Raw genomic sequence first — 24,554 nt, 5'->3', positions numbered from 1 at the left:
GAATCTCCTCATTTGGAGGTTCGTTTTAATTTGTGAATAGGGTACTATTACTTAGGTTGTTGACAATTGGCAGTTAACTTAACTAATAGGAGCAATTATGGATAATAGCAATACTTTGGATTTGGTGACTGGGGGATTAGCGATCGCTATTTTGGTAGGTGGGATGTTGATGATGTTCACTACCATCTTCAGCACTAAGAAATAATTTAATTGTTTTCACCCAGTTTTTCTGGGTGATCCATCACCAAAATTCAATTTACAGCATTGTAGGAATGATTTTTGGCGCTTCTTTATTACTGAAACGGTAAATAAAAAAGTCTCTTCTGTCTAGAGTAAAAATAGTGTCAATGTTTTTTTGCTCTGCTACATACATAAGACTGGCATCAGCAATCTGAGAATTTATATCGTCGTATTTTGTAAGAAAATTTTCTAGCCAAGGTAGTGATTCAGAAGGTAACTCTTCTAGCGCAAATAATCCTCCAGAGAATGCATGAAATAATCCTTGGAGAGCTTTTTTATTCTTCCGCAGAAGATACTGAGATTCGGTTATCACAGGCCATGTAGTAAGAAGAGGTGGGGAGAGTTTTTTAAGCGTTTCAACACAGATTTTATGATGGTTATCGGCTGAAGAAAGAATGGCAACAATGGGACCTGTATCAATGAGAATGCCGCTCATTTGCCAAACTCCTCTAAATAATCTGTGTTGGTACTTAAGTCAGATGGCATATCTCCAGCAACACCAATGATTCCTAAATCCTTAGCCAAATCGTAACAGGACATTTGAGAACCTACAGATTGAAAATACATTCTCAGTGCTTCTCGCACTATCTCCGATTCAGTCTTATTCTCCCGGAGGGAGAGACTGCTTAAAAGAGAGTGTTCCTGTTCATCAATACAGATGGTAATACGTTCTTCTTTCATGTCGGATGTTATAGTGTCTTGATTTGACAATAACAATAAACCTATTCAGCCTGTTGTTAACTAATTGTACAATTAACTAGTTCTTCAAGCAAACCATCGCAGTAAAACACTCTTAACAGGATTGACAAATTCCCGTTTTTCAGATGTTGCGCGAGCAAACTCCCGTTTTAACTGGTAATACCATTGGGCTTGCATATCTGAATCTTTAATTAATCGCAGCACTGGATCATATTTAAGTCCAATTTGCTGCTTTGCTACAATTGTTTGGTCTTGTCCCAGGAATTTCCGTGCTAGTACATGAATTAAAGGTTTGAATACAGTTAACCAAGAAGGCATTCCATAAAGAACAAAATTCACTTCAGTTTCTGTCTCAGAAATTGGTGTAACTGCGGTCAAATTACAAAGTCGATGTTTACCAAAGGTAATCTCTTCTATTCTCACACCAGGTAAACGAAAAGAAATTTCTACTTCCGGAATACCACCACCTACTAACCAATATAATCGGCTCATATTCTCCATATTCTCTGACAACTTATGTCGTCGGACTGTAAACCCGTAAGGTGAAGGATCAAATTGTTTGACTTCTTCATGTAGTTCTCCGCTTCTCCACCACCATACCCGATGTACATAGGGAGAATGAGCAGGGTCCATTAAACCTGTTACCGCATGATCAATAAAGCAAGGAAACCTCATTACCTCAACTAGTTGGGGTTGTTGTTCAGCAGCAAAACCTGGAACTATGGGAACTTCCATTTCTGAAGCATGGGGTTGAGATTTATCCCCATCGGACATATATATCCAAATATTGCCTTGAGTTTCATGGATAGGATATGATTGCACATTGAAGCGACTTAAATCTGTGTATTGCTCAGGCAATAAAGATGGAATTGTGACACAATGTCCAGCCGGGTCAAAACGCCAACCGTGATAACAGCATTCTACTTCTTGCCCATCGAATCGACCACAACTCAAGGGTACAGCCCGATGAGGACAAATATCGCGCACAGCAGAAACTTTACCATCTTGGCTTCTCATCAGTAGCACTGGTTCTCCTAAGAAAATCCGGGCAACCATTTTACCTGGTTTGAGCAGACAACTAGGTAGTGCGTAGTACCAAAGATTACGTAATAAAAGGTTGTTGTTATCTATCACAATATAACTAACGTATAACTAAAGGCAATATATCCGACAATAGCGGTAGACAACAAGTTTTCTTTGCAGATAAGTTCTATATGCCCTTAAATCCCATTCCAGTTTCTACTTCTTGTTCTGCTGGAAGAGAATTTACTTTTTTAGATGTATTTTTGCGATTGCTCTGAAGTCTGATCCCAATCTGGCTCAAGAATATACCAACCAAAACCAAGCTACCACCGATATATTGAGCTACGGTAGGGGCTTCTCCCAGTACCAAGTAAGCTGCTAGAATACCGACAATGGGGGTAAAAGAGCCGGCTAAGGAAGCCTCTGAGACTGTAGAAGCTCTCAAGCCTTTAAGCCAAAATGATTGACCTAGGACGACAATTACGCCACCATAAACAAGCATCCACTGCCACAGAAAAGGTGATAATACATCTTTAAAGTGGTCGCGGCCATAGAGAATTAAAGCCAGGAAGAAAAATACTACAGTTCCTAGAGCCGTACGAAAGATACTGAAGATTCCTAGGGGGATATGGGCAAGCCATCCTTTGACAATAATTGTGGAAACTACAGAAATCAAGGCAGCGAATGTTACTAATAGTTCGCCAATACCAACTCCTACACCTCCCATATTCATCATCGCTGCTCCTGGTGGTTGAAGGAGAATAGTGAGGGTGACACCAACAAATGCAGCCAAGGCTCCCATAACGTCCCAACGATTCACCCGTTCCCGCAGTAACCACACTGATAAAGCCATAGTTAACGGTGGTTCCAAGCGGCCAATCAAAATGATATTGTTGACTCTTGTTATTGCTAATGCCTGAAAAACTAAGCCGGGAATAATGGCTCCAGATAAAATAGCTACCGTTGTTAGTAAGTACCAATCTTTTTTTGACAGTTGCTGCAAAGTCGCTTTATTGCACTGTCGTCCATAAATTAGTAACAGAACTATTAAAGCGCAGAGATTACCTACGAATAAAACATTACACAGAGAAATTGGATTTCGACCATCGATGAAGTGTTGAGCGCCGATTTGCGTTAGTTTGCGGGTAACTGCACTAGAGGCTCCAAAAATCAGAATTGCCAGCCAGAGATAGATTTGACCTGGAATTTTGGGGATGGAAAGATGTCTTTTTCTCTGTCTGGTCACAATAACACCACTGTAAAGAAAATACTTTTAATTGTAAATACTTTAGGTGAGACAAAACTGAAATTATGTGGAGAAGGAATTAAAATTTAAAAACCTTCAAAACCAAGTTTTACTTTATACAAAGTAATAGTTTTGATCTGTTGTGATTAGCGATCGCAATTTTTAGTTAATCTAACTATAGAATAGTTAAAAGATTTAATGGGTATTTGGTTACAAAAATGCTAATTTTCTGGTAATCAACTTCTACAAACTCAAGGGAAATAAAAAGTCGAGTCAAAATTATGATGGCTAATACTCGTAAAGCTTAGTAAACCAAGTTGCCCATACCGCGTAATTGTCGTAAAGAATTGATGCAATAGGGACAATCGCACTTAAATATTCTAATTGCGGCCTCGCTTTCTTCATCTGTAAAATTAAGTTCAGCAATTGTGTTATCAGATGGTTTCGATGAGACTAACGTAGATTTGGGTACAGGAACAGCCTTTGGATCTCTCTCGGAATCTCGAATACATACAAAGTCTTTGAGACCGTGAGGATTGGTAATACAAGTACGACCGTCATTAGTGTGGATTAATCGCTGGGTCAGATTAACACTAGCATGGGCAGGATTAATGATACCCAGTGTAGACATCAACGATGTAAAAATTGAGGAACTGGCTAGTAAATTCAGTATGAGCTTTTTGTTCATAAACTTCCCAAAAAAGATAACTGACTATCTAGGTTATTCCATTCACTATCAAATATCAAGTGAATTTTTGAAACCACTAATGATGCCTGTTAAAAGCAAGTTAGCATTCACTAAATTAGATGATATTTAAGGGTAGGTAAACAAACCTTACCCTATTAACCTCATTAAAATGATAAGTAGGTTGGCGTTAAAAATTGTCGTTATGACAAGGGAACAGGGAACTCTTAACAGGGAACAGAGAAGAGGTTTTGGGAGATTTTACTTTTCGTTACATAGTACTCTTCGAGAAGCCGCTGCGCGTCTACGGTTTTTTTCCGTTCACCTACTTATCATGTCCAGTTGTTCGCGTAGCGTCTCGTCAGAGATATACTTATCATTTAGACTGACGCTCAAGACACGGAGACGCTCTTACGCGGAGATTTTTTTTGATAAGTGATTAGGCGGACATGATATTAATTTTAAATAGGGTTTTGATGAAATATTTTTAAGCAAGTTAATTGAGCGTATTAATTAACTTAACTCAAAACTTTTTTGAAAAATCATCAATAATCAAGACTTCGGCGATTCTGTGCGCGAATAAACACGTACTTGCTTCAAGAATCAACCTTAATTTGCTAATCTAAATTAAGCCAGCAGCGGGATTTGAACTCGCGACCTTCCGATTACAAGTCGGATGCACTACCACTGTGCTATGCTGGCGATTTGGGAAGTAAGCTTTAAGCACTCACTGATTTATAATCATATCATAAATATGAAATTTGTCTAGTGTTAAGCAGAAGAAATTTTCTCTCTCATCCATAGCTTATTTTTAGTCCCTGGCTACTTGTATCAAAAGCAAAAATATGCTGTTTAGTTAAAAACTGATTATGTATTACAAAAGCTGACTTTAGTTCTGTAGCTCAAAGTAACAATATTTGGTACAGTTTTAAGACTGTATTCCTTTTGAGGCGGCTGAGTAAAGGCACAGACACAGATCATTATTATTTAAACATCATCAGCATGGCAGCATTGATCGGACGAGATTTATTAGGTCTGGCGGATCTGAGTTCTACTGAACTGCAAGAACTTCTAGAATTGGCAACTCTGCTTAAGTCGCAACAGCTAAAGTTGCAATGTAATAAAGTGTTGGGTTTGTTATTCTCTAAAGCTTCAACTCGCACGAGAGTAAGCTTTACAGTGGCGATGTACCAACTGGGTGGACAGGTAATCGATCTTAACCCCAATGTGACTCAGGTGAGTCGTGGAGAACCTGTACAGGATACAGCCAGAGTGTTGGATCGTTATCTGGATATTTTAGCAATTCGCACTTTTGCCCAGCAGGAGTTGGAGACTTTTGCTGATTATGCCAAAATTCCTGTGATTAATGCCTTGACAGATTTAGAACATCCTTGTCAGGTTTTAGCTGATTTATTGACAATTCAAGAATGTTTTGGGACTTTGGCTGGTTTAACTTTGACTTATGTGGGTGATGGGAATAATGTCGCTAATTCTCTGATGTTGGGTTGTGCATTGGTGGGAATGAATGTGCGGGTGGCTTTTCCGTCGGGATATGCACCAGATGCAGAAATTGTGGAAAAAGCGAGGACAATAGCTAATAATAAAACTGAAGTTGTTCTCACTCATGATCCAGAAGCAGCTGCTAAAGGTGCATCTGTACTTTACACTGATGTTTGGGCAAGTATGGGACAAGAGGCAGAAGCTGATAATAGATTGCCAATTTTTCAACCTTATCAAATTTCTGAAAACTTATTAAGTCTTGCAGATCCAGCGGCAATTGTTTTACACTGTTTACCAGCCCATCGTGGTGAAGAAATTACTGAGGAAGTAATCGAGGGTTCTCAATCAAAGGTTTGGGATCAGGCAGAAAACAGATTACACGCTCAAAAGGCTTTACTGGCTAGTATTTTAGGGGCTAAGTAGCTTTCTAAGTAATGGGTAATAGGTAATGAGTAAGAGAAATAACAATTCCAAATTATTTATTACCAATTACCATTAATCTTCAATTGAATCTTGTTAAGGGAAGATTTTTGTAGTACTAATGTTCTAGAGACATTTGTAATTACTTCCCGAAAAAATTATGGAAAGGCTAACAGAAGCTCAACAAGAATTATACGAATGGTTGACAGAATATATCCGAATGAATCAGCATTCGCCTTCTATTCGTCAAATGATGCAAGGAATGAACCTGAAGTCACCAGCACCGATTCAAAGCCGTTTGGAGCATTTACGCAATAAGGGATATATTGAATGGAAAGAAGGTAAGGCGCGAACGATTCGGGTTTTGCGTTCTGTTAAGCTAGGTGTGCCGATTTTAGGAACTATTGCTGCTGGGGGATTAATTGAACCTTTTACGGATGCTGTAGAACATTTAGACTTGGCTAATTTATCATTACCTGCCCATAGTTATGCTTTGCGGGTTGCTGGTGATAGCATGATTGAAGATTTGATTGCTGATGGTGATGTGGTATTTTTGCGTCCGGTAGCAGAACCCAATCAGTTAAAAAATGGAACTATTGTGGCAGCTAGAGTTGAAGGACATGGTACAACATTAAAACGTTTTTATCGTCATGATGATCTGGTGACTCTCAAACCGGCAAATCCTAAGTACAATCCCATTGAAGTACCAGCAATGCAAGTACAGGTACAAGGTTCTTTAATTGGTGTTTGGCGGGATTATAACTGAAAAATGGTAATGGGTGATAGGTAATGGGTAATGGGTAAGAGTTTTTCCAATTACCAATCACCAATAGGACTTATGCACGATTCACGGAATAACCAACCACAGAGGACGCAGAGAACAGGTCGAAATAAAATTTTGGGAGAGTTTTTGTATAAGTCCTAACCAATCACCAATCACCAATCACCAATCACCAATTTATGTATATAACGCAAACACCAGTGCAGAAATTGCCTTCTTTCTCTCTCAAGTTACCTTATGTGGGCGAGAAAAAGGGCAGTTATCACGTTAAGCAGCCATTACCGGGATGTCCAAAAATGCCTTTATCTCTGCAATTGCGGGGATATCAGCGTGAAGCTATTACTAGCTGGTTTGCTAATAATGGTAGGGGAACTTTAAAAATGGCTACTGGTAGTGGTAAGACTATTACTGCACTGGCTATTGCTTGTGAATTGTATCAGCAGATTGGGTTACAAGTCTTGTTGGTGGTTTGTCCCTATCGTCATCTTGTCAGCCAATGGGCTAGAGAATGTGAGAAATTTAACTTGGAGCCGATTTTGGCTTTCGAGAATTTACGTACTTGGCAAGGTCAACTATCAACGCAAATTTATAATCTGCGTTCTGGTTCTCAAGGTTTTGTGACGGTAATTACCACTAACTCGACTTTAATTGGTGATGGTTTTCAGTCGCAACTTAAATATTTTCCGGCTAAAACTGTAATTATTGGTGATGAAGCCCATAATTTGGGCGCACCTAGGTTAGAGGAAAGTTTACCTCGGAATGTGGGGTTGCGACTGGCTTTATCTGCGACTCCAGAAAGGTATTTTGATGATGGGGGGACAGAATCTTTATTTGATTATTTCGGTTCTGTTCTCCAACCTGAGTTTAGTTTACAGGATGCGATCGCACAAGGAGCTTTGGTACATTATCTTTATTATCCCGTTTTGGTAGAATTGACAGAGGCTGAAAGTATTGCCTATCTTAAGTTAACCAAAAAAATCGGCCGCTCATTATTATATCGAGAACGAGATCATGGTGATATTGGCGATTTTGAAGACAACGAAGATATCAAATCTTTATTAATACAACGTGCTAGGTTAATTGGTACAGCAGAAAATAAATTAACAGCTTTACGGGAATTAATGGAGACTCGCAAAGACACAAGCCATACTCTATTTTATTGTAGTGATGGTTCTCCAGAAACCGGACAACGTTCATCTTTGCGTCAACTCAAAGCTGTTTCTAAAATTTTGGGGGTAGAATTAGGTTATAAAGTCAGCACCTACACCGCACAAACTTCTTTAGAAGAAAGAGAAACTTTACGCTGTCAATTTGAAAGTGGAGAATTGCAAGGTTTAGTTGCTATTCGTTGTTTAGATGAAGGTGTGGATATTCCCGCTATTCAAACTGCGGTAATTTTATCAAGTTCAGGAAATCCCCGTCAATTTATCCAACGTCGCGGACGAGTTTTGCGTCCTCATCCAGGTAAGGATAGGGCAACTATATTTGATATGATTATTTTACCTCCAGATTTGGATAGAGAAACTATCGAAGTAGAAAGGAATTTGTTAAAGAAGGAATTACGGCGTTTTGTGGAATTTGCTGATTTAGCAGATAACGCTGGGGAAGCTAGGATGAAGTTATTGGCTTTACAAAAGCGATATGGTTTGTTGGATATTTGAAGATAAATGAACCGCGAAGGCGCGAAGAGCGCGAAGGAAGAGGGAATGAAGAAGGAAGAGGGAAGAATGAGGGAGTTGGGTGATGAGGTGGAGAGATTGGCTTATGCGGTGATTGGTGCGGCTATTGAGGTCCATCGGGTGTTGGGAGCGGGGTTTTTGGAAAGGGTTTATCAGGAAGCTTTATGTTGTGAATTGCGTTTGCGGGGGATACCTTGTAAACCTAAATATTTAGTAGCAATAAATTATAAAGGTAATCTTATTGGTGAGGGTGAATTAGATTTTTTGGTTGGTGATATTTTAGTTGTTGAATTGAAAGCTGTAGAAAAATTAGCTCCCATTCACGAAGCTCAAGTTATTTCATATCTAAAAATGACAAATAACCGTCTCGGACTCCTCATAAACTTTAACGTCCCCATCCTCAAAGAAGGAATAAAACGAGTCATCCTCTCTTCTTAAATTCTCTTCTTCGTTCTTCCTTCGCGCCCTTCGCGCCTTTGCGGTTTATTTACTCTTACACCTCTAAACACAAACAAAAAAATGCCAGAACATTCAAATATTGAAGATGTACAAGAACCAATTACCACCGCACCACCAGAAGTCAAGCAAATTATTGATAAGGTATGTAAATTAGAGAAAAGTAGATTAGATAGAAAGAGCAAAGGTCATATTAATGATGATATTCTCACAATAGTGAAGGAAGCGGTGCAATGAAGCTAACTTCAATTAAATTATGTAATTTTCGTTCCTTTTATGGAAAAACCCCAGAAATAACTTTAGCTGGTGGAGATGTTCGCAATACTACGATGATTTATGGTAGTAATGGCGCAGGTAAAACCAGTATTTTGAATGCGTTTACCTGGGTATTATATGAAAAATTTAGTGCTGCGTTTGCGTCAACAGAACAGTTAGTAAATAAACGCGCAATTGCAGAATCTCAACCTAGTCAACCTGTAGAATGTTGGGTAGAAGTTGGTTGGGAACATGAAAGTAATCGTTATCGTGCTACTCGTGGTTGTCGGGTTTATAAAAATGAAAGTGATTTTATTGAAGCTGGTAAAACTCAGTTAAAAATTCAAGTTGCTGGAGATGACGGAAAATGGTATTTTCCCCTTCAGCAAGCTGAGGAAATCATTACTCAAATTTTACCAGCAAGTTTACATCAATATTTTTTCTTTGACGGTGAACGCATTGAAGAAATTGTGCGTTCTGATAACAAAGCAGAAATTGCAGAAGCAATTAGGACTTTTTTAGGTGTGGAAGTAATTGAACTTTCTATCAAACATCTGAAAGATGCTAAAAAGAGTTTAGAAACTGATTTGAAAAATATTGGTGACGCGGAAACTAAACAGTTATTAACTCAGCAGGAAAAACAAGAACTGGAAATTGACAATATCAATAAACGTCAAACAGAAATAAATCAAGAGTTGGAATATCAACAAACTTTTAAAAAGGAAGTTAGTAATAAGTTACGAGAATTGAGTGCTGTTAAGGAATTACAGGAAAGAAAGCAAAACTTAGAATCACAAAGGGATAGCTTACGGGAAGAATTGAAGAAAACACGGGAAAATTTAAAAAAAGTTATTTCCGCACGAGGTTATACAGTTCTATTATCGGAAACTACAGCTAAATTTCGGGAAATATTTACAGATTTAAAACAACGTGGTGAATTGACAGTGGGAATTTCGCGGGAATTTTTAGATGAGTTATTACAATCAGGACGTTGTATTTGTGGTGCAGATTTAAGGGAAGGTACTCATACTCATTTTCATGTTAAAAATATAATGAGAAAAGCAGGTTCTTCGACAGTGGAAGAAACCGCAATTAGAATGAGCGCACAAGTTGATGAAATTGACAAACAAGCAATTTCATTTTGGGAAGAAGCGGATAGGGAACAAGCACGAATTCAACAGTTACGGGAAAATCTTAATCAAGTTGAACTGGAATTAGCGGGTATTCAAGAACAACTGCGAAAAGATCCGAATGAGGAAATTAGCAGTTTACAAAAACGTCTTGATGAAATTGAAGCGAAAATTGATGAATTAAATCGAGAACAAGGTGCAAATCAACAGGAACTCTCTCACCTCAAAACTGATATTGATGCTTTATTTAAACAAATATCTAAGCAAAAGCAAAATGAAGAAAAACAATCTTTAGCACAGCGTCGCATTAATGCTACTCAAGATGCAATTGAACGTTTATCGGAAGTTAAAAATCGTCAAGAAAATCAGTTTCGTCTGCAATTGGAACAGCGGGTACAGGAAATTTTCTCAGATATGTCTTTTACTCCATATGTTCCTAAAATTAGCGAAAAGTATGAGTTGAGTTTGGTGGAAAATACGACGGGAATTGAAGCACCAGTCGCAGCTTCTACAGGAGAAAATCAAATTCTCAGTTTATCTTTTATCGCTAGTATTATTGATAAGGTGCGCGACTGGAGTGAGAAACGGAAAATGATGATGGTTCCTGATAGTAGCACTTTTCCCATTGTCATGGATTCTCCTTTTGGAAGTTTAGATGCTAATTCTCGTCGTCACATTGCGAGAACTATTCCTAAGTTAGCAAATCAGTTAATCGTTTTAGTAACTAAGACTCAATGGAGGGTGGAGGTTGAGGAGGAAATTGCTGATAAAATTGGGAAGGAATATGTGTTGGTTTATTATTCTTCTAAACCTAATTGTGAACAGGATTTTATTGAGTTGGGTAGGGAAAGATATGCTTTGGTTCGACAGAGTTTGAATGGTTTTGAATATACTGAAATTGTTGAGGTTGAACGGTAGAAGAGTAACGAACCGCAGAGACACAGAGAACACAGAGGAAATGGAGTTATATGTTAACTGTAAATTTGCAAAATTTGGTGACAGATACGTGGGTAAGTGTTAGTTGGGATGAGTTTATGGAAGTTGCTGAACATTCTGATTATCAGCAAGGAAGATTTTATTTTTATCAAAATTACATGAGGATTGAAATGTTACCAGTTGGTTTTCGTCATGGCCGTTATAATTCTATTGTTTCTAAGGTGGTGAGTTTATTTGCTACTCTCAAAAATATCAAAATTATTGAAGCTACTAATACCAGCTTTAGAAAAATAGGTGAAGGAGAATGTCAACCTGATTTAGCTTTTTATATTGGGGATAAGATAATATTTCCACCTTTAAATAATTCTCCTGTCAATATTAATGAGTTAGCAGCACCGACTTTAGTAGTAGAAATTGCTGGTTCTTCTGTAAATGATGATTTAGGGTTTAAGCGGTTACTTTATGAACGATTGGGGGTAAAGGAATATTGGGTGATGGATGCTAATAATCATGATATTATTGCTTTTGAAATTATTGACGGAGGAAGTAGAAGAATTGAGGAGTCGAAGGTTTTACCGGGTTTACAAATAGCTACTGTTAAAGAAGCTATTCAACGTAGTCTAACTCAAGATGATGGTGAAGTTAATCGTTGGTTGTTGGGAATTTTTAGTTGATATGTATCACCCAGAGTCGCAGAGAGGCAAATGTGATAATATTATTTATGTTTATAGAAGTCATATTTGATTTTTGAAAAAAATTAGGTATTGTAGGGTGCGTCAGATATTACAAATCTGTTTATTAATAGAATTTATGGAGTCTGACGCACCCTACGTATCTTTTCATAAATCAAATATTATTCCTATATCAGCGGTTAATTATCAATTATAGGGTGCAAAGAATGTTAGTTAGAAATTATTTATTTATAATTACTTTGGCTTTAAGCTTTTTACCTGCTCGTGTTTTGGCTTTTTCTGATACTCAAAACTATTGGGGGAAAGATTGTATTCAACAATTAGGAGAAAGGAAGTTACTTACTGGTTATCCTGATGGTAGTTTTCGTCCTAATGCAATTGTTACCCGCGCAGAAGCTGCGGTTTTAATGTTAAATGCTTTTCCTAATGCACCAATAAAAAGGGATTCGGTTATATTTAACGATGTATCTCCTAATTATTGGGGATATAAAGCAATTAATACTGCTTATCAAAAAGGGTTTTTCTCTGGTTATCCAGGAAATATTTTTCAACCTAATCAAGCAATTCCTAGAGCGCAAATTATTGGTGTTGTCGCTGGGGGAAAAAATTATAGTTCTGTATCTAATTCAAATCAGATATTACAACGTTATTTTGAAGATGCTAATTTAATTCCTAATTATGCTCAAAGTTCTATAGCTGCGGGAACTATTAATAGTATTGTTGTTAATTATCCTGATGTTAAAAAGTTAAAGCCTCAAGCAATAGCTACTAGAGGTGAAGTTGCGACTTTAATGTGTCGAGCTTTAAATATTTACGCTGTCCCTCCTCAATATATTGCTGGTGTGGAAGTACAACCGCAAGAGGTACGCGCTTTACCAGGAAAATTAGATTCTCTTCCTACTTTTAATAGTAATAGTCCTGAACTTGTAGATACTGATGGAATTTTACTTTCTACTTTTTCTCCAGAAGGGAAAAAAATCAAAGAAGCACATTTAAATTATCCCTTTCAAGGTAGATTTGATGTGTTTTCTCATCACATTGTTAGAGCGGAAACTATAACCCAAAACCGGACTATCTATCAGGGAATTATTGTTCATAATCCAGGTAATGAAGCAGTGAATCTTGAAGTTTTACAAGCTGCTAGTTATCTTTCACGGGAAGCGCCTTTTATTAATTTACCAGATATAGTAGATAATCCCCAAGGTACGGTTTATGCTGGCCCTGGTAGTCGGACTATGAGTGATGTGCTGCGAGGGGTTAAGCAAGAGATATTTCCTGTCAAACTGGTGATAAAGCCGGGTGAAAGTCAAATTTTAGCTAGTTTACCTATTTCTGTGCAAGCACCTTCTTCTAATGGTCGCACGGTGATGATGCGGTTGAGTAGCAATAAACCGATTTTTATGGCAAATTTAGCAAAGAGGAGCGATCGCCCTCCAACTATTGTAGAATGGCTACAGCTATTAGATACAGGCAGTTTAGCAGGAAAGCGTGACCCCATTCCCACGCCTTTAGACCCTCCCAGAGAACCAACGGTATTTAGTCGCGTTGCGGGTGTTTCTCAAGGGACAAAATGGGAAGCAAATATTACAGATAATCCAAATGTCCCTAATTTAACTTTACCCCAGCCAGGAAAGGCGGTTTCTTATCCTTTGGGAACGGTTCATTTAATTACACTCAGCACAGGACAAATACAGAGTGCGTCAATGCTCAAACGCTATCCTGATACGGCGTATTTTGCCCATAGTAACTACGGTGTAGAATATAATCTGACTTTACCTCTATATAATTCTAGTAGTCAAGCCCGAACTGTAGCTGTATCAATTCAAACGCCTGTTAAGGATGAAGGTGGTACTGATAGATTGTTGTTTTTGAAGCCACAAGTGGAACAAATATTTTTCCGGGGTACTGTGCGGGTGCGTTATACGGATGATAATGGTGGGGAAAAAACGCGCTATGTGCATTTGGTACAGCGACGGGGACAACCTGGGGAAGCTTTGGTAAAGTTGAAGTTAGCACCGGGTGAAAAAAGACAAGTTCAGGTAGATTTTTTGTATCCTCCTGATTCTACTCCTCCGCAAGTTTTGACTGTGAAAACTGAGGGGTAATTTTATAATTTTGTTTCGCGCAGAGACGCTAAGGAGCAAAGGCGCAAAGAAGAATGTAAGAGTGTAGTATTAGTAAATGAGGTTTGTTTTGATATATTAAGGGTGTAGATATTTATATTATGGCTGCAAATAGAATCAAAATTGCTCAAGATAAGGCTGAGTTGGTGAAATCGTTACTAGCTTCTAAAGAAACACCGGGACCTTTCCAGACTTATGTGGAGGTGATGATATTTGCAGCAGCATTAGGAGTAAAGTATAAAAAAAGTGTTCCTCTAGGAGATACCACAAAAAGAGATCCTTCTCCAATTCCACAAGACAATTTTGCTTCACTTGGATATGACAAAATTATAAAATTATTAGGAATTGTTGAGACAAGTGATATCCAAATACTTGCGTCTAGGGAAGATGAATATGAGGATAAACGGACTCAAATATTTGAAGAGTATGCTAATGGTGGATTAGAAATATTACAAAGTGAATTGCGCGGAGTTGTTGATTATGCAGCACAACTTCTAGTAATTTTAATTACGGCAAGAGATTATCAAGAAAATAACATAGAAGAAGAATTTAATTTAAGTAGATTTTTAAAATGATCCATTTGCTTACATTTTTACAAAGTAGTGAAACATGAATAATCTCCGTTTTTATTGTGAAAAATTCTCTAATTTGAAAGTAAGTAATAGCCGAAAACGTGGCAATGCTCAATATAAACCGATATTACTTTTAACCGTAATTGATTTAATTATGAGAGGAGTTATTACCAATAATCAAATTTTTGTTTCAGATGAATTAATTGAAGCTTTTAATAAATATTGGGATGTAATTGGCTCACAATCTTATCAAGGGGGATTACACTATCCATTTTTTCATCTACAAAATGAGGGATTTTGGCACGTACAAATAAAAGCAGGTTTTAATAATTTACAACCAAAAACAACTAACAAATTAAAACTGGCTGTTGAATACGCATATTTAGACAGGGAATTATTTAACTATTTACAAGATGAATCTTCTCGAAAAGAATTAATTGATGTACTTGTAGCTGCTTTTTTCTCGGATAATGAAGATCAAATTGAGGAATTTCTACAAATTAATCAGACTTTTCAAGATTATCCAGAAATAGAAAAACTAGATGATACTGAAAATTTACCTAACAACCCTAAATGGAGTTTAAAAAAAACACTAATTAGAAATGCCTTTTTTAGAAAAGCTATTGTTTCTGTATATGATTGTCAATGCGCTTTTTGTGGACTGAAAGTTACTAAAACTGGTAATCAAAATATTGTTGACGGCGCACATATAAAGCCATTTTCTGCATTTTATGACAGTAGAATACATAACGGAATAGCACTTTGTAAAAATCATCATTGGGCTTTTGATAAAGGTTGGTTTGCTGTTGATGATAAATACAAAATTATCGTTAGTAAAGAATTAGAAGAAGTATCTCCCCATGCTAGAACAATAACAGAATTTCATGGGGAAATACTCATATTACCTAAAGTAGAGAAATATTTTCCAGATATTGAAGCTTTACAATGGCATCGTCATCATATATTTCAGCCATAATTAGCCATTATATAATAACTGGAAGTCCTACATCTTGCGGTTTCACAAACTTTCCATCAAAACTTATGGTTTGTTCTTCAATAGTCCTAGCATTAGCTAAGGCTTTACGTAAAGCAGTAACTTCCATTTTTTCAGTCATTCCCCCCAAAATGTAAATTAATAACTTCACAGCTAAATCTTTTCCTGCTACCTGTACCCGCTTTTTATTTGGGTCATAGAGAACCCCATACCATAAAGATTGAGGATATTCCATACCACTAAAACCCCCTTGACGGTCAAATTTCTCCAACTTCTTAAAAACATCCGTCAAAGCAAAACCTTTTTTAAATACCAAAGTTCCCAAAGCTTGCGCTAAAGCAACTTGAGAAACTGGACGAAATAACATATTTCCCTCACCACCATCTTTTTCAAAATAGAAGCGACGCAAAACAGTTGTCTCTTCGTGTTCCAATATTTTATAACTGGGAAGATTAGCTAAATTATCAAAAAGTAGTCTAAAATCTGCAATTCCTTCCTGAATTTCTTCATTTTCTGGACGCATGGGAATTAACCCTTTTTCCAAAGGTTTCCAGTGGGGGAACTTTTGCCCCAAATACCTTTCAGACATATCTTGTAAAGCTTGCAGCGTCGTTAAAACCGTAGAATTAGCGGCTACTGTGGCACTATTCCAATTAACACGCGGATTTCGATTTGGTTTTTGTTCTAAAAGTGGATGTGTCACCGCAATTTTTCGCGCTACAATAGCAAAACCATCATCTTCATTTAATTGTGCTAACTGACCTTTCGTTAAAGGTGCAGCCATCAAATTCACATGAACAAAAATTGATCTTACTCGTCGTTTTGCTTCTGTATGAGTTTCCCCAGTATTCACCGCACAAATAAATTCAATCCCAATCTTTTCTTGACGTAAATTTTGTAAATAAGCAGGTTCTACTTGATATTTCTCAATCAAATCTGACAAAGTAATAAAACTTTCATCAGCAGTTTTATCTTTTTTATAACGTTGGAGTTTACCAGATTTAATTAACTCCATTAAACCTTGGACACCCATTAATCTATGCTGACCATCTAAAGCATAAATTGTCACATTTTCTTCAGAAATATTCAGTAAACCAACTTTACCATCTTTATCTAAAGGTATAAAATCAGTAGTTGCTTTTTTAGCCCTTCCTTGACTATCCCACTCCGCTGCTTTGGGGTTATCTACCCAAGGTTGATTAATTACCACCAACACAGCCGGAAATTTATGGTTTTTTCTCGCTGCTAAATACTGTACTAACGGTGCTTGACGCGACCAATCAACAGGACGTTGTTGAATTTCATCAATACTATCAGCGTCAATTTCAATATTCTCTGTCTCTGGGTTGTACTTTTTTTGCAGCAGGGGTAAACCAGACGCAAAATGTACCCGTCCCGCGAACCATTCTAATGTTACAGAACCTACATAAGCCTCAGTCCCACCCATTTCTGTCTTTTGGACAAGAATTTGGTCTTTCTTCTCTAAAAACCTTTCTAGCAGTAAAGCTAATACCTGTTTATCCTTATTTTCCCGTTCTAAATACTCGTTAGCGAGTTGATCATTTAGTGTGTTTGTACTATCATTCATATTTGTTTTTGAAAACTTAGTAACTAACTCTTGCTTTATTGTCAAAAAAAATGGATACTAGGGATGCAATTTTTAAAAATATTTTGCACTCATAGCTAGGTTTATTTATATACCAGATGATTTCCCTCGCAGGGAAGTATTGAGTCTAAGTCCATATATACGTAGGTGGTGAAAAATGACTACAGCACAACAGCCAGAAAATAAAAATCAGCCGAATCGTACTGTAGCAGAGTTAGTGGAGTATATCCAAGCTTTGACGACAGAAATTCAAGAATTGTATTGTTTAGACCAGATACCTTGGGTAGTAGGCTATTCGGGTGGAAAAGACAGCACTGCTACTTTACAGCTTATTTGGAATGCAATTTCTGGACTTCCACCGGAAAAAAGAACTAAGCCAATTCATGTAATTACGACAGATACAGGGGTAGAAAATCCCTATGTTTCAGCTTGGGTAAAAAACTCATTAAAACAAATGGAAGTAGCTGCTCAAGAGCAGAAAATGCCAATACAACCTCATTTGCTGCAACCAGAAACTAAACAAACATATTGGGCAGGTTTAATTGGTAAAGGCTACCCAGCACCGCGCAATAAATTCCGTTGGTGTACCGGACGGCTAAAAATAGAACCTTCCAATCTTTTTATTCGTGACGTTGTGAGAGCTAATGGTGAAACAATTGTTATTTTAGGAACTCGCAAAACTGAAAGCATAACTCGTGGTTTGATTATGGAAAAACGTGAAGTAGGTCGAGTCAGAGAACGCCTTTGTCCTCATCCTAATTTAATAAATTCTCTACTTTACACACCTATTGAAGATTGGCAGACTGATGAAGTTTGGCTATATTTAATGCAATGGGAAAACCCTTGGGGATATAGCAATAAAGATTTATTTTCTATGTATAGAGGTGCAACAGCAGATAATGAATGTCCTTTAGTTGTCGATACTTCTACTCCTAGCTGTGGTAGTTCTCGCTTTGGTTGCTGGGTTTGCACATTAGTTAATAGTGATAAATCTATGCAAGCAATGATTCAAAATGATGAAGAAAAAGAATGGTTACAACCGTTAGTTGATTTTCGGAGTGAATTAGATGTTGACCGTGACCGCGAAAAAAGAGATTTTCGTCGTATCTGGGGAGAAGTTCAATTATTTGAACGTAATTTAAATGGGGAAACATCTGTTGAACCTATACATGGTCCGTATACAAAATATTGGCGAGAATATTGGTTAAGAAAATTATTGACAGCGCAAACTGAAATGCGTGAAAATGCACCCGAAAATATGCGCGATATTACCCTAATTTCTCAAGCTGAATTGAGTGAAATTCGCCGAATATGGTTAGAAGAAAAACACGAATTTGATGATAGTGTTCCCCGCATATATGAAGAAGTCACAGGAGAAGTATTTAAAGATCCTCGTCCTGGTGCTGACCATAGCATACTTGGTAGTGATGAATGGGGAGTATTAGAAGAAATCTGTGACGGTGACGGAATGCACTTAGAATTGATGGCCAGACTATTAGATACAGAAAGACAATTCAAGAAAAAAACTCGCCGTGTGGGTATCTACGAAAGCCTAGAAAAATGCTTTGATACAAGTTCCCGTTCACCAGAAAAAGCCATTGCAAATGCCCATTTAAAACGGGATTTAAGACAAGCAGCATTAGAAGGTGATGTTGCCACAATTCGGGAAAAATTCAAGCAATTAAGTTTAGGAGATACCCCCGAAAAACAAGAGAGTAAACCACAAACTTGGGCTAACTTCAAATATGCACAAAAGGATAATAATGGGGAATAACGGGCAAATATCATTCCCCCTTCCTATCCTCTAGCTAAGAATGCCAATCTTGAGATTCTACCTCAACTAATTATAACAGAGGCAGAGCCTCTTGAAAGCATTCCCTGTCAGAGCCAGAAAACGAGATAAAACTAGATAAACATCTCCTTTCTCTCTTCCTCTGTGTCCTCTGTGCCTCTGTGGTTCGTTAAAAAACACACACAAATAAAATAACCCAAAAACCATGATATTCCTAGAATTAGTCCTGCAAAACTTCGGTCCTTATGCTGGTAAACAAGTCATCAACCTCAACCCCCAAATTGATGAAGATAACGCTCGCCCAATTATCCTTTTCGGGGGAATGAATGGCGGTGGAAAAACCACCTTAATGGATGCCATTCGCCTTGCATTATATGGACAACGCGCCCAATGTTCAACAAGGGGAAATTTGAGTTATAGTGATTTTCTCACCCAATGTGTGAATAGTAAAGCTAACCCTACAGAAAAAACTCGTATTGAATTAGTTTTTGAACATATTGAAGAAGATAGACCAATAAAATATCGTATTGTTCGGACTTGGGAAAAAAATCCTAAAGATGGTAAAGACCATTTAGGCATTTTAGGTGATGATGAAACTTGGCCAATTGATTCATTAGCAAATATCTGGGATGAATATATAGAAAATATTTTACCTTTAGGTATTTCCAATTTATTTCTCTTTGACGGTGAACAAGTTAAAGAACTTGCAGAACAGGAAATACCGCCGCCCATAGTTGTTGATGCTATTAACGGACTTTTGGGTTTAGAATTAGCCGATAAATTAGCAATTGATTTAGAAATTTTAGTAAATCGCAAAAAACGAGAATTTGCAGATACAAAAGATTTAGCAAAATTAGAAGAAATTGAAACCCGACTCCATGAAAAACAGGAAGAATACGAAAATAATCAGATAAAACTAGCAAATCTCAATATTGAAGTTACAGAATTAGAAAAAATTCATGAAGAAGCTTTAGATAGATTTGTTAATGAAGGTGGTAAAATTGCTGCTGAACGTAGCCAATTAGAAAGAGAAAAAGAAGATAAAATCAAAGTTGCTAATAAAGTCCGTGAATCTTTATGTGAACTAGCCGCTGATGTTTTACCGTTGGCTTTAATTAGTCCTTTATTATCGCAAGTCCAAAGACAGGGAGAAAAAGAACTGAAAACTCAACAAATCCAATTAGCGAAAGATGTCTTAATAGCCAGAGATGAAAGATTACTAAATTGGCTACAACAATTAAATCTAGAAAATAATAAACTTACTAATATTCAATCTTTTTTAGCTGAAGATATCAATAACTTATATACCAATAACTTATCAACAGAAAATACTTGGTTAAATGGAGATGAAGAAAGTTTAAGTTTACTTGACAATATAACTTATCGTTTACAAATTTCCCAAAATACCGCCCAAAAACAGTTAGATGAATTAACTAATTATGAAGAAGAAATACTCACCTTAGAAAGACAAGTACAAACTGCGGCTGCACCCGAAGAATATACAAAATTGCAAAAAGCAGTAAAAGAAGCACAAACTCAATTTAATAGAATTAAATCTCAGTCAGAAATAATGACTCAAAAATTGATAGAATTAGAGACAGAAACTAAAAAATTGAGACAAGAACTAAATGAATATACAGTAGAAAATCTCAAATATCAAAATAGTGAACACATTATTGATTCTGCCTTAAAAGTTCAACAAACATTAAAGGTATTTCGAGAAAGATTAACCCTGAGAAAATTGAACAAATTAGAAGAAGAAGTAAAAAACTGTTTTCTATATTTATTACATAAATCAGACTTAGTACACCGCATTGCTATTGATAGCAAAACCTTCGGATTATCATTATATGATTTAAACGGAAAACCAGTCCCCAAACACCGACTTTCTGCGGGTGAAAAACAATTATTAGCGATCGCATTTTTATGGGGACTAGCCAAAGTATCAGGAAGACGCTTACCCGTAGCCATAGACACCCCCCTAGGAAGACTAGACTCCTCCCACCGTAACAACCTAGTAGAAAGATACTTTCCCTCAGCCAGCCATCAAGTCATCCTCCTTTCCACCGACACCGAAATCGGGAAAAAAGAATATCAAAACCTCAAAGAAACCGAAGCAATAGCCCGCGAATACCTCCTCCAATACAACTCCAGCAAAAGAGAAACCACAATAAAACACGGTTATTTTTGGTAAAATATCATTTAGTATTTCACAGAGTTAAATATGACTATTCCCTTACTACCAACTTTACATAATTTACCTGCTACCTTACCCTTAGAAGGTGCTATCAGCATCGAGTTACAAGAAGAAACACCTATATTTCGTGCTTCTAGTAATGTTCAGAATCGGATTGAAAAATTACTTTTACAACAACAAGATTCTCAACTTACACCAGAAGAAGAAAAAGAATTAGATAGTTATGAAGAAATAGATGATTATCTCAGTTTTATAAATCGTGTAGTTTGTAATCTTTTTGAAAATAAAAATATCCTCTCTTGGTAAAATAGCACCAAATTTTTCTACATCTTCCTTATTTTTTCTTACCTTCGCGCTCTTCGCGTCTTTGCGGTTCGTTAATCAAAAAAACATGGAATCACCAATAGAAAGAATTAAACTCTCCCAAACAGCCAAAGAACAACTTCTCAAACTTAAACGCAGTACAAAAATCGACCAATGGAACATATTATGTCGGTGGGCATTTTGTCGTTCCCTTGCAGAAATAACCCCACCCTCACCCGTACCCATCCCCCAAGATAGCAACGTCGAAATGACATGGCGCGTTTTCGGTGGAGAAATATCTGATATTTTGCTTTTAGCCCTCAAACAACGCTGCTACAACGACGGATTCGATACAGATAGAGAAACCCTAATTACGCAATTTCGCCTACATTTACATCGGGGAATTGGCTATCTAGCCGGCGATCAGAATATCAAGAAAATTGAAGATTTAATTGCGATCGCCACAAACAAAGTACAATCCTGATTTTGCAATGTCAATTGGCGTGTAGGCAGGAAAACACATAGCCAATATGGCAAGATAACTGCAACTCTCTTCAGTGAGAAGGAAATTTAAACTAATGAATCCAGTCAAATCCCTACTGCAAGTGTTCGGTAGCCGGAAAATGGCGGCTTTGATACTACTAGGATTTTCATCTGGTTTGCCCCTGTTTTTAACCAGCAAGACCTTACAAGCTTGGATGACAGTGGAAAACGTAGATTTAACCGCCATCGGCTTATTTAGCCTTGTAGGCGTGCCATACTCCTTAAAATTTCTCTGGTCGCCTCTGTTAGACTGGTTTACGTTGCCATTTTTAGGCAGACGACGGGGTTGGTTAATAATAATCCAAATTGGGTTATTGATAGCGATCGCTTGCATGGCATTACAACAGCCCAAACAAGCCCTACAACTGTTAGCCATCAACGCCGTTGCGATCGCCTTCCTGAGTGCCACCCAAGACATTGCCGCAGATGCTTACCGCACCGACGTTCTCGAACCACTAGAAATGGGTGCAGGTGCAGCAGTATTCGTCCTAGGTTATCGCATCGCCCTACTACTCACAGGATCATTAGCCCTAATCCTTGCCGATAGAATTTCCTGGTCATCAGTATACTTATTAATGTCAGTAGGCATGGGAATAGGCATTATTGCCACCCTATTTGCACCAGAACCAAAAGAAATAAATCCACCAGCGTCATTAACCGACGCTGTGATCCTGCCATTTGGGGAATTTATTCAACGTCAAGGCGTAGTTCAAGCCATACTCACTCTGTTATTTATCGTCCTTTATAAACTCGGCGATTCCTTTGTCAACAATATGTCCACGCCGTTTTTACTGCAAACAGGCTTCACACAAACCGACATTGGAGCAATTCAAGGCGGAATGGGACTCATAGCCACAATAGTCGGCACACTTGCAGGTGGAGCATTTTTGAGTAAAATTGGACTGAATCGTTCACTTTGGGTATTTGGTGCTTTGCAAGCAGTTAGCAACTTAGCTTATCTTGTACTTGCACAAGTGGGGAAAAATTATCAGGTTCTCGTACTGACAATTAATATAGAAAACTTTTGTGCTGGGTTAGGAACAGCCGCCTTCGTTGCCTTTTTGATGAATATGTGTAATCCGCGTTATTCCGCCACTCAGTATGCTTTACTTTCTAGTTTTATGGCCGTAAGTCGTGATATTCTAGTTGCGCCAGCAGGTTCCTTAGCAAAAAGTACAGGTTGGCCATTATTTTTCGTAATTAGTATCTTTGCTGCTGTACCAGGACTTCTCCTGTTACCATTGTTTGCCCCCTGGAATCCCAAACCAATGGCAGCAACCAGACCAGGACTAGAAGAAGAAGAGGATATATGGGGAACCAAGTAGTCATTCTTGTCGGTACATTCGTCCTCATAGTCACAGGTTTATTACTGGGCTACGTACTCTCCCAGTTAGTTCTAGGATTTCTGGGGTTTAACCTCCTCACACTCCTAGGCACAATCAGCCTGATTTTAATTTTTGGCACACTGTATTACGTCTTATTTTGGCAGTTGCGGCGAGAGCCATCACAGCCATTTAAAGGCAGCATACCCAACCAAGTAGACGAAGAAAGCACCGGTAACTATTTAAAAAACAGACTGATTGCTAGATTATCTGGTGATGTCGCCGCTGCTGAAAGATTAATTGAACAAGCCAAGCAGAATTATCCTGGGATGCCAGAAAATTGGTATTGTGAAAGGGTGCTAGATGATTTAGACCGTGATCAGCGGTAAGTGCCGAGTACCGAGTACCGAGTGTTTTACTCAAATAATTTTTTTTCAGAAAATCCCTAGCTAACTAAAACCCAAATATGGCTATATTTCGTCAATACATCGCCCCTTTGCTCGCAGTGCTGATATTTACCTTTGCTTTAGTGGCAGTCAGCGCTCGCATCTTTTTACCCTCCGATATGGCTGCACCCGCACCAATCGGTATGGTAATTCGCAATTTTTAATGCCTCTTGCTCCCTGTGGGAGAGTTTAGCTAACAGCTATGCCAACAATCCCGTAGGTAATTCTTAATTAGGGAAGAGGTAATTTTCTTCCCAGCACATCACCTTTCTACCACTTTTTGAATTTTGAATTCCTTACTACCCGGCTACAACATTCGCCGAGGCTCCACCGTAGATCGCGCCCTCCTCGTCAAGTTTATGCAGCGGACTTACGAGGAGATGTTCCCCAATCAAGATTTTTCCCACCTAGCCCTCACAGTTGAACAATATTTCTCCGCCAATACCCCTGTATGGTGGGTAGAAGAAGCAAGAGAGCAGGGATCGGGGAGTGGGTCAGAGCAATTTTCACCTCTGCCTCCTGCTTACTCTGCCCCCGTAGCCTGCGTCTGGGTTGGTAACGCCATAGATCAACTACATGGCGATCGCCATGCTCACATTTTTCTCCTCTATGTAGCCCCAGAACATCGCCGTAGAGGTATTGGTTCAACCTTAATGAACTATGTAGAAAATTGGGTAAAACAAAAGGGCGATGCCCTCGGCGAGCAGAGCTATCGCCAAATCGGACTACAAGTATTCCAGTCCAACACACCAGCATTACAGCTTTATCATCAACTTGGTTATCAAACACAATCCCTGTGGATGGTAAAATCTCTTCGTTAGCCTGTAAAATAATATAACTTAATATCTATCAGGGTTTTTCTGGCTGGTATAAAGGGTGAATCAACGGTTATCAGTTGATCCCTAGCGGGGAGA

At 37.9% G+C, this 24,554-nt stretch carries 24 protein-coding genes and 1 tRNA gene; 18 read left to right on the top strand and 7 right to left on the bottom strand.

Annotated elements, in window-relative coordinates; all coding sequences use genetic code 11:
- Positions 1–256: 256 nt before the first annotated feature.
- The 6 genes from ANA7108_RS0123915 to ANA7108_RS0123890 all read right to left on the bottom strand — a co-directional run bounded on the left by ANA7108_RS0123915 (position 257) and on the right by ANA7108_RS0123890 (position 4,595).
- Positions 257–676 carry a type II toxin-antitoxin system VapC family toxin gene (locus ANA7108_RS0123915; RefSeq protein ID WP_016953365.1) on the bottom strand — a complete coding sequence of 140 codons (420 nt, stop codon included), beginning with the start codon at positions 674–676 and terminating at the stop codon, positions 257–259.
- Positions 673–921, bottom strand: coding sequence for a ribbon-helix-helix protein, CopG family (locus ANA7108_RS0123910; RefSeq protein WP_016953364.1), 249 nt, complete (start codon positions 919–921; stop codon positions 673–675). The genes ANA7108_RS0123915 and ANA7108_RS0123910 overlap by 4 nt, the downstream gene beginning before the upstream one ends.
- Before the next feature lie 84 nt (positions 922–1,005).
- Positions 1,006–2,073: an aromatic ring-hydroxylating dioxygenase subunit alpha gene (locus ANA7108_RS0123905; protein WP_026104417.1), complete on the bottom strand. Its 1,068-nt coding sequence runs from the start codon at positions 2,071–2,073 to the stop codon at positions 1,006–1,008.
- A 76-nt stretch (positions 2,074–2,149) separates the two neighbouring features.
- Complete coding sequence (locus tag ANA7108_RS0123900; protein WP_016953362.1) at positions 2,150–3,208, bottom strand: DMT family transporter; 1,059 nt, start codon at positions 3,206–3,208, stop codon at positions 2,150–2,152.
- A 304-nt stretch (positions 3,209–3,512) separates the two neighbouring features.
- A complete protein-coding gene (locus ANA7108_RS0123895) occupies positions 3,513–3,896 on the bottom strand; it encodes a hypothetical protein (RefSeq protein ID WP_026104416.1) in 384 nt (127 codons plus the stop codon).
- Between the two features lie 627 nt (positions 3,897–4,523).
- Positions 4,524–4,595 (bottom strand) — tRNA-Thr (locus tag ANA7108_RS0123890).
- Between the two features lie 300 nt (positions 4,596–4,895).
- Between ANA7108_RS0123890 and argF the strand changes: the two genes are divergently transcribed.
- The 10 genes from argF to ANA7108_RS0123840 all read left to right on the top strand — a co-directional run bounded on the left by argF (position 4,896) and on the right by ANA7108_RS0123840 (position 15,413).
- Complete coding sequence (gene argF / locus ANA7108_RS0123885) at positions 4,896–5,816, top strand: ornithine carbamoyltransferase (RefSeq protein WP_016953359.1); 921 nt, start codon at positions 4,896–4,898, stop codon at positions 5,814–5,816.
- Positions 5,817–5,973: 157 nt separating this feature from the next.
- Entirely contained in the window at positions 5,974–6,579 is a 606-nt protein-coding gene (gene lexA, locus ANA7108_RS0123880; protein ID WP_016953358.1) for a transcriptional repressor LexA, read from the top strand.
- A 194-nt stretch (positions 6,580–6,773) separates the two neighbouring features.
- On the top strand, positions 6,774–8,255 hold the full coding sequence (locus ANA7108_RS0123875; RefSeq protein ID WP_026104415.1) for a DNA phosphorothioation system restriction enzyme: 1,482 nt from the start codon (positions 6,774–6,776) through the stop codon (positions 8,253–8,255).
- Between the two features lie 6 nt (positions 8,256–8,261).
- Positions 8,262–8,711, top strand: coding sequence for a GxxExxY protein (locus tag ANA7108_RS0123870; protein WP_016953356.1), 450 nt, complete (start codon positions 8,262–8,264; stop codon positions 8,709–8,711).
- Positions 8,712–8,792: 81 nt separating this feature from the next.
- Positions 8,793–8,966 carry a hypothetical protein gene (locus ANA7108_RS30625; RefSeq protein WP_016953355.1) on the top strand — a complete coding sequence of 58 codons (174 nt, stop codon included), beginning with the start codon at positions 8,793–8,795 and terminating at the stop codon, positions 8,964–8,966.
- The gene (locus ANA7108_RS0123860) at positions 8,963–11,032 is read left to right on the top strand and encodes an AAA family ATPase (RefSeq protein ID WP_016953354.1); all 2,070 of its coding nucleotides are present in this window, start codon (positions 8,963–8,965) and stop codon (positions 11,030–11,032) included. The genes ANA7108_RS30625 and ANA7108_RS0123860 overlap by 4 nt, the downstream gene beginning before the upstream one ends.
- Positions 11,033–11,082: 50 nt before the next feature.
- Positions 11,083–11,724 (top strand): Uma2 family endonuclease, encoded by a 642-nt coding sequence (locus tag ANA7108_RS0123855; RefSeq protein WP_016953353.1) that lies wholly within the window; start codon positions 11,083–11,085, stop codon positions 11,722–11,724.
- Positions 11,725–11,948: 224 nt separating this feature from the next.
- Positions 11,949–13,847 (top strand): DUF3370 family protein, encoded by a 1,899-nt coding sequence (locus tag ANA7108_RS0123850; protein WP_016953352.1) that lies wholly within the window; start codon positions 11,949–11,951, stop codon positions 13,845–13,847.
- A gap of 119 nt (positions 13,848–13,966) precedes the next feature.
- Positions 13,967–14,440: a DNA phosphorothioation-associated protein 4 gene (locus tag ANA7108_RS0123845; protein WP_016953351.1), complete on the top strand. Its 474-nt coding sequence runs from the start codon at positions 13,967–13,969 to the stop codon at positions 14,438–14,440.
- A gap of 34 nt (positions 14,441–14,474) precedes the next feature.
- Positions 14,475–15,413, top strand: a complete 939-nt coding sequence (locus ANA7108_RS0123840) for an HNH endonuclease (RefSeq protein ID WP_016953350.1) — start codon at positions 14,475–14,477, stop codon at positions 15,411–15,413.
- Between the two features lie 7 nt (positions 15,414–15,420).
- Here the strand turns inward: ANA7108_RS0123840 and ANA7108_RS0123835 are convergent, their stop codons facing one another.
- Complete coding sequence (locus tag ANA7108_RS0123835; protein WP_016953349.1) at positions 15,421–17,019, bottom strand: DGQHR domain-containing protein; 1,599 nt, start codon at positions 17,017–17,019, stop codon at positions 15,421–15,423.
- A gap of 175 nt (positions 17,020–17,194) precedes the next feature.
- On the opposite strand from ANA7108_RS0123835, the gene dndC reads away from it, so the two are divergent.
- The 8 genes from dndC to ANA7108_RS0123795 all read left to right on the top strand — a co-directional run bounded on the left by dndC (position 17,195) and on the right by ANA7108_RS0123795 (position 24,461).
- Positions 17,195–18,811, top strand: coding sequence for a DNA phosphorothioation system sulfurtransferase DndC (dndC, locus tag ANA7108_RS0123830; protein WP_016953348.1), 1,617 nt, complete (start codon positions 17,195–17,197; stop codon positions 18,809–18,811).
- A 223-nt stretch (positions 18,812–19,034) separates the two neighbouring features.
- Entirely contained in the window at positions 19,035–21,023 is a 1,989-nt protein-coding gene (dndD, locus tag ANA7108_RS0123825) for a DNA sulfur modification protein DndD (protein WP_016953347.1), read from the top strand.
- 30 nt (positions 21,024–21,053) lie between these two features.
- A complete protein-coding gene (locus ANA7108_RS0123820; protein WP_016953346.1) occupies positions 21,054–21,332 on the top strand; it encodes a hypothetical protein in 279 nt (92 codons plus the stop codon).
- Between the two features lie 85 nt (positions 21,333–21,417).
- Positions 21,418–21,813: a DNA sulfur modification protein DndE gene (dndE, locus tag ANA7108_RS0123815; protein WP_016953345.1), complete on the top strand. Its 396-nt coding sequence runs from the start codon at positions 21,418–21,420 to the stop codon at positions 21,811–21,813.
- Between the two features lie 94 nt (positions 21,814–21,907).
- Positions 21,908–23,197, top strand: coding sequence for an AmpG family muropeptide MFS transporter (locus ANA7108_RS0123810; protein ID WP_016953344.1), 1,290 nt, complete (start codon positions 21,908–21,910; stop codon positions 23,195–23,197).
- Positions 23,182–23,583, top strand: a complete 402-nt coding sequence (locus ANA7108_RS0123805; RefSeq protein WP_016953343.1) for a hypothetical protein — start codon at positions 23,182–23,184, stop codon at positions 23,581–23,583. Before ANA7108_RS0123810 ends, ANA7108_RS0123805 begins: the two co-directional genes overlap by 16 nt.
- A 77-nt stretch (positions 23,584–23,660) precedes the next feature.
- The gene (locus tag ANA7108_RS30620) at positions 23,661–23,804 is read left to right on the top strand and encodes a hypothetical protein (protein WP_016953342.1); all 144 of its coding nucleotides are present in this window, start codon (positions 23,661–23,663) and stop codon (positions 23,802–23,804) included.
- Positions 23,805–23,927: 123 nt separating this feature from the next.
- Positions 23,928–24,461, top strand: a complete 534-nt coding sequence (locus tag ANA7108_RS0123795) for an N-acetyltransferase (RefSeq protein ID WP_237741543.1) — start codon at positions 23,928–23,930, stop codon at positions 24,459–24,461.
- The last annotated feature ends 93 nt before the right edge of the window (positions 24,462–24,554 follow it).

This window comes from Anabaena sp. PCC 7108, assembly GCF_000332135.1.
Lineage (GTDB): Bacteria > Cyanobacteriota > Cyanobacteriia > Cyanobacteriales > Nostocaceae > Anabaena.
The sequence above is the reverse complement of the archived record's forward strand: the minus strand, read 5'-3'. Positions and strand labels throughout refer to the sequence as shown.

Coding starts and splice junctions, on each gene's coding strand:
- ANA7108_RS30625 (WP_016953355.1), top strand. CDS start 8,793: ATGCCAGAACATTCAAATATTGAAGATGTACAAGAACCAATTACCACC.
- dndD (WP_016953347.1), top strand. CDS start 19,035: ATGATATTCCTAGAATTAGTCCTGCAAAACTTCGGTCCTTATGCTGGT.
- ANA7108_RS0123870 (WP_016953356.1), top strand. CDS start 8,262: ATGAACCGCGAAGGCGCGAAGAGCGCGAAGGAAGAGGGAATGAAGAAG.
- ANA7108_RS0123855 (WP_016953353.1), top strand. CDS start 11,083: ATGTTAACTGTAAATTTGCAAAATTTGGTGACAGATACGTGGGTAAGT.
- ANA7108_RS0123850 (WP_016953352.1), top strand. CDS start 11,949: ATGTTAGTTAGAAATTATTTATTTATAATTACTTTGGCTTTAAGCTTT.
- ANA7108_RS0123845 (WP_016953351.1), top strand. CDS start 13,967: ATGGCTGCAAATAGAATCAAAATTGCTCAAGATAAGGCTGAGTTGGTG.
- ANA7108_RS0123860 (WP_016953354.1), top strand. CDS start 8,963: ATGAAGCTAACTTCAATTAAATTATGTAATTTTCGTTCCTTTTATGGA.
- ANA7108_RS0123875 (WP_026104415.1), top strand. CDS start 6,774: ATGTATATAACGCAAACACCAGTGCAGAAATTGCCTTCTTTCTCTCTC.
- dndC (WP_016953348.1), top strand. CDS start 17,195: ATGACTACAGCACAACAGCCAGAAAATAAAAATCAGCCGAATCGTACT.
- ANA7108_RS0123895 (WP_026104416.1), bottom strand. CDS start 3,896: ATGAACAAAAAGCTCATACTGAATTTACTAGCCAGTTCCTCAATTTTT.
- ANA7108_RS0123805 (WP_016953343.1), top strand. CDS start 23,182: ATGGGGAACCAAGTAGTCATTCTTGTCGGTACATTCGTCCTCATAGTC.
- ANA7108_RS0123910 (WP_016953364.1), bottom strand. CDS start 921: ATGAAAGAAGAACGTATTACCATCTGTATTGATGAACAGGAACACTCT.
- lexA (WP_016953358.1), top strand. CDS start 5,974: ATGGAAAGGCTAACAGAAGCTCAACAAGAATTATACGAATGGTTGACA.
- dndE (WP_016953345.1), top strand. CDS start 21,418: ATGGAATCACCAATAGAAAGAATTAAACTCTCCCAAACAGCCAAAGAA.
- ANA7108_RS0123810 (WP_016953344.1), top strand. CDS start 21,908: ATGAATCCAGTCAAATCCCTACTGCAAGTGTTCGGTAGCCGGAAAATG.
- ANA7108_RS0123835 (WP_016953349.1), bottom strand. CDS start 17,019: ATGAATGATAGTACAAACACACTAAATGATCAACTCGCTAACGAGTAT.
- ANA7108_RS0123820 (WP_016953346.1), top strand. CDS start 21,054: ATGACTATTCCCTTACTACCAACTTTACATAATTTACCTGCTACCTTA.
- ANA7108_RS30620 (WP_016953342.1), top strand. CDS start 23,661: ATGGCTATATTTCGTCAATACATCGCCCCTTTGCTCGCAGTGCTGATA.
- argF (WP_016953359.1), top strand. CDS start 4,896: ATGGCAGCATTGATCGGACGAGATTTATTAGGTCTGGCGGATCTGAGT.
- ANA7108_RS0123915 (WP_016953365.1), bottom strand. CDS start 676: ATGAGCGGCATTCTCATTGATACAGGTCCCATTGTTGCCATTCTTTCT.
- ANA7108_RS0123840 (WP_016953350.1), top strand. CDS start 14,475: ATGAATAATCTCCGTTTTTATTGTGAAAAATTCTCTAATTTGAAAGTA.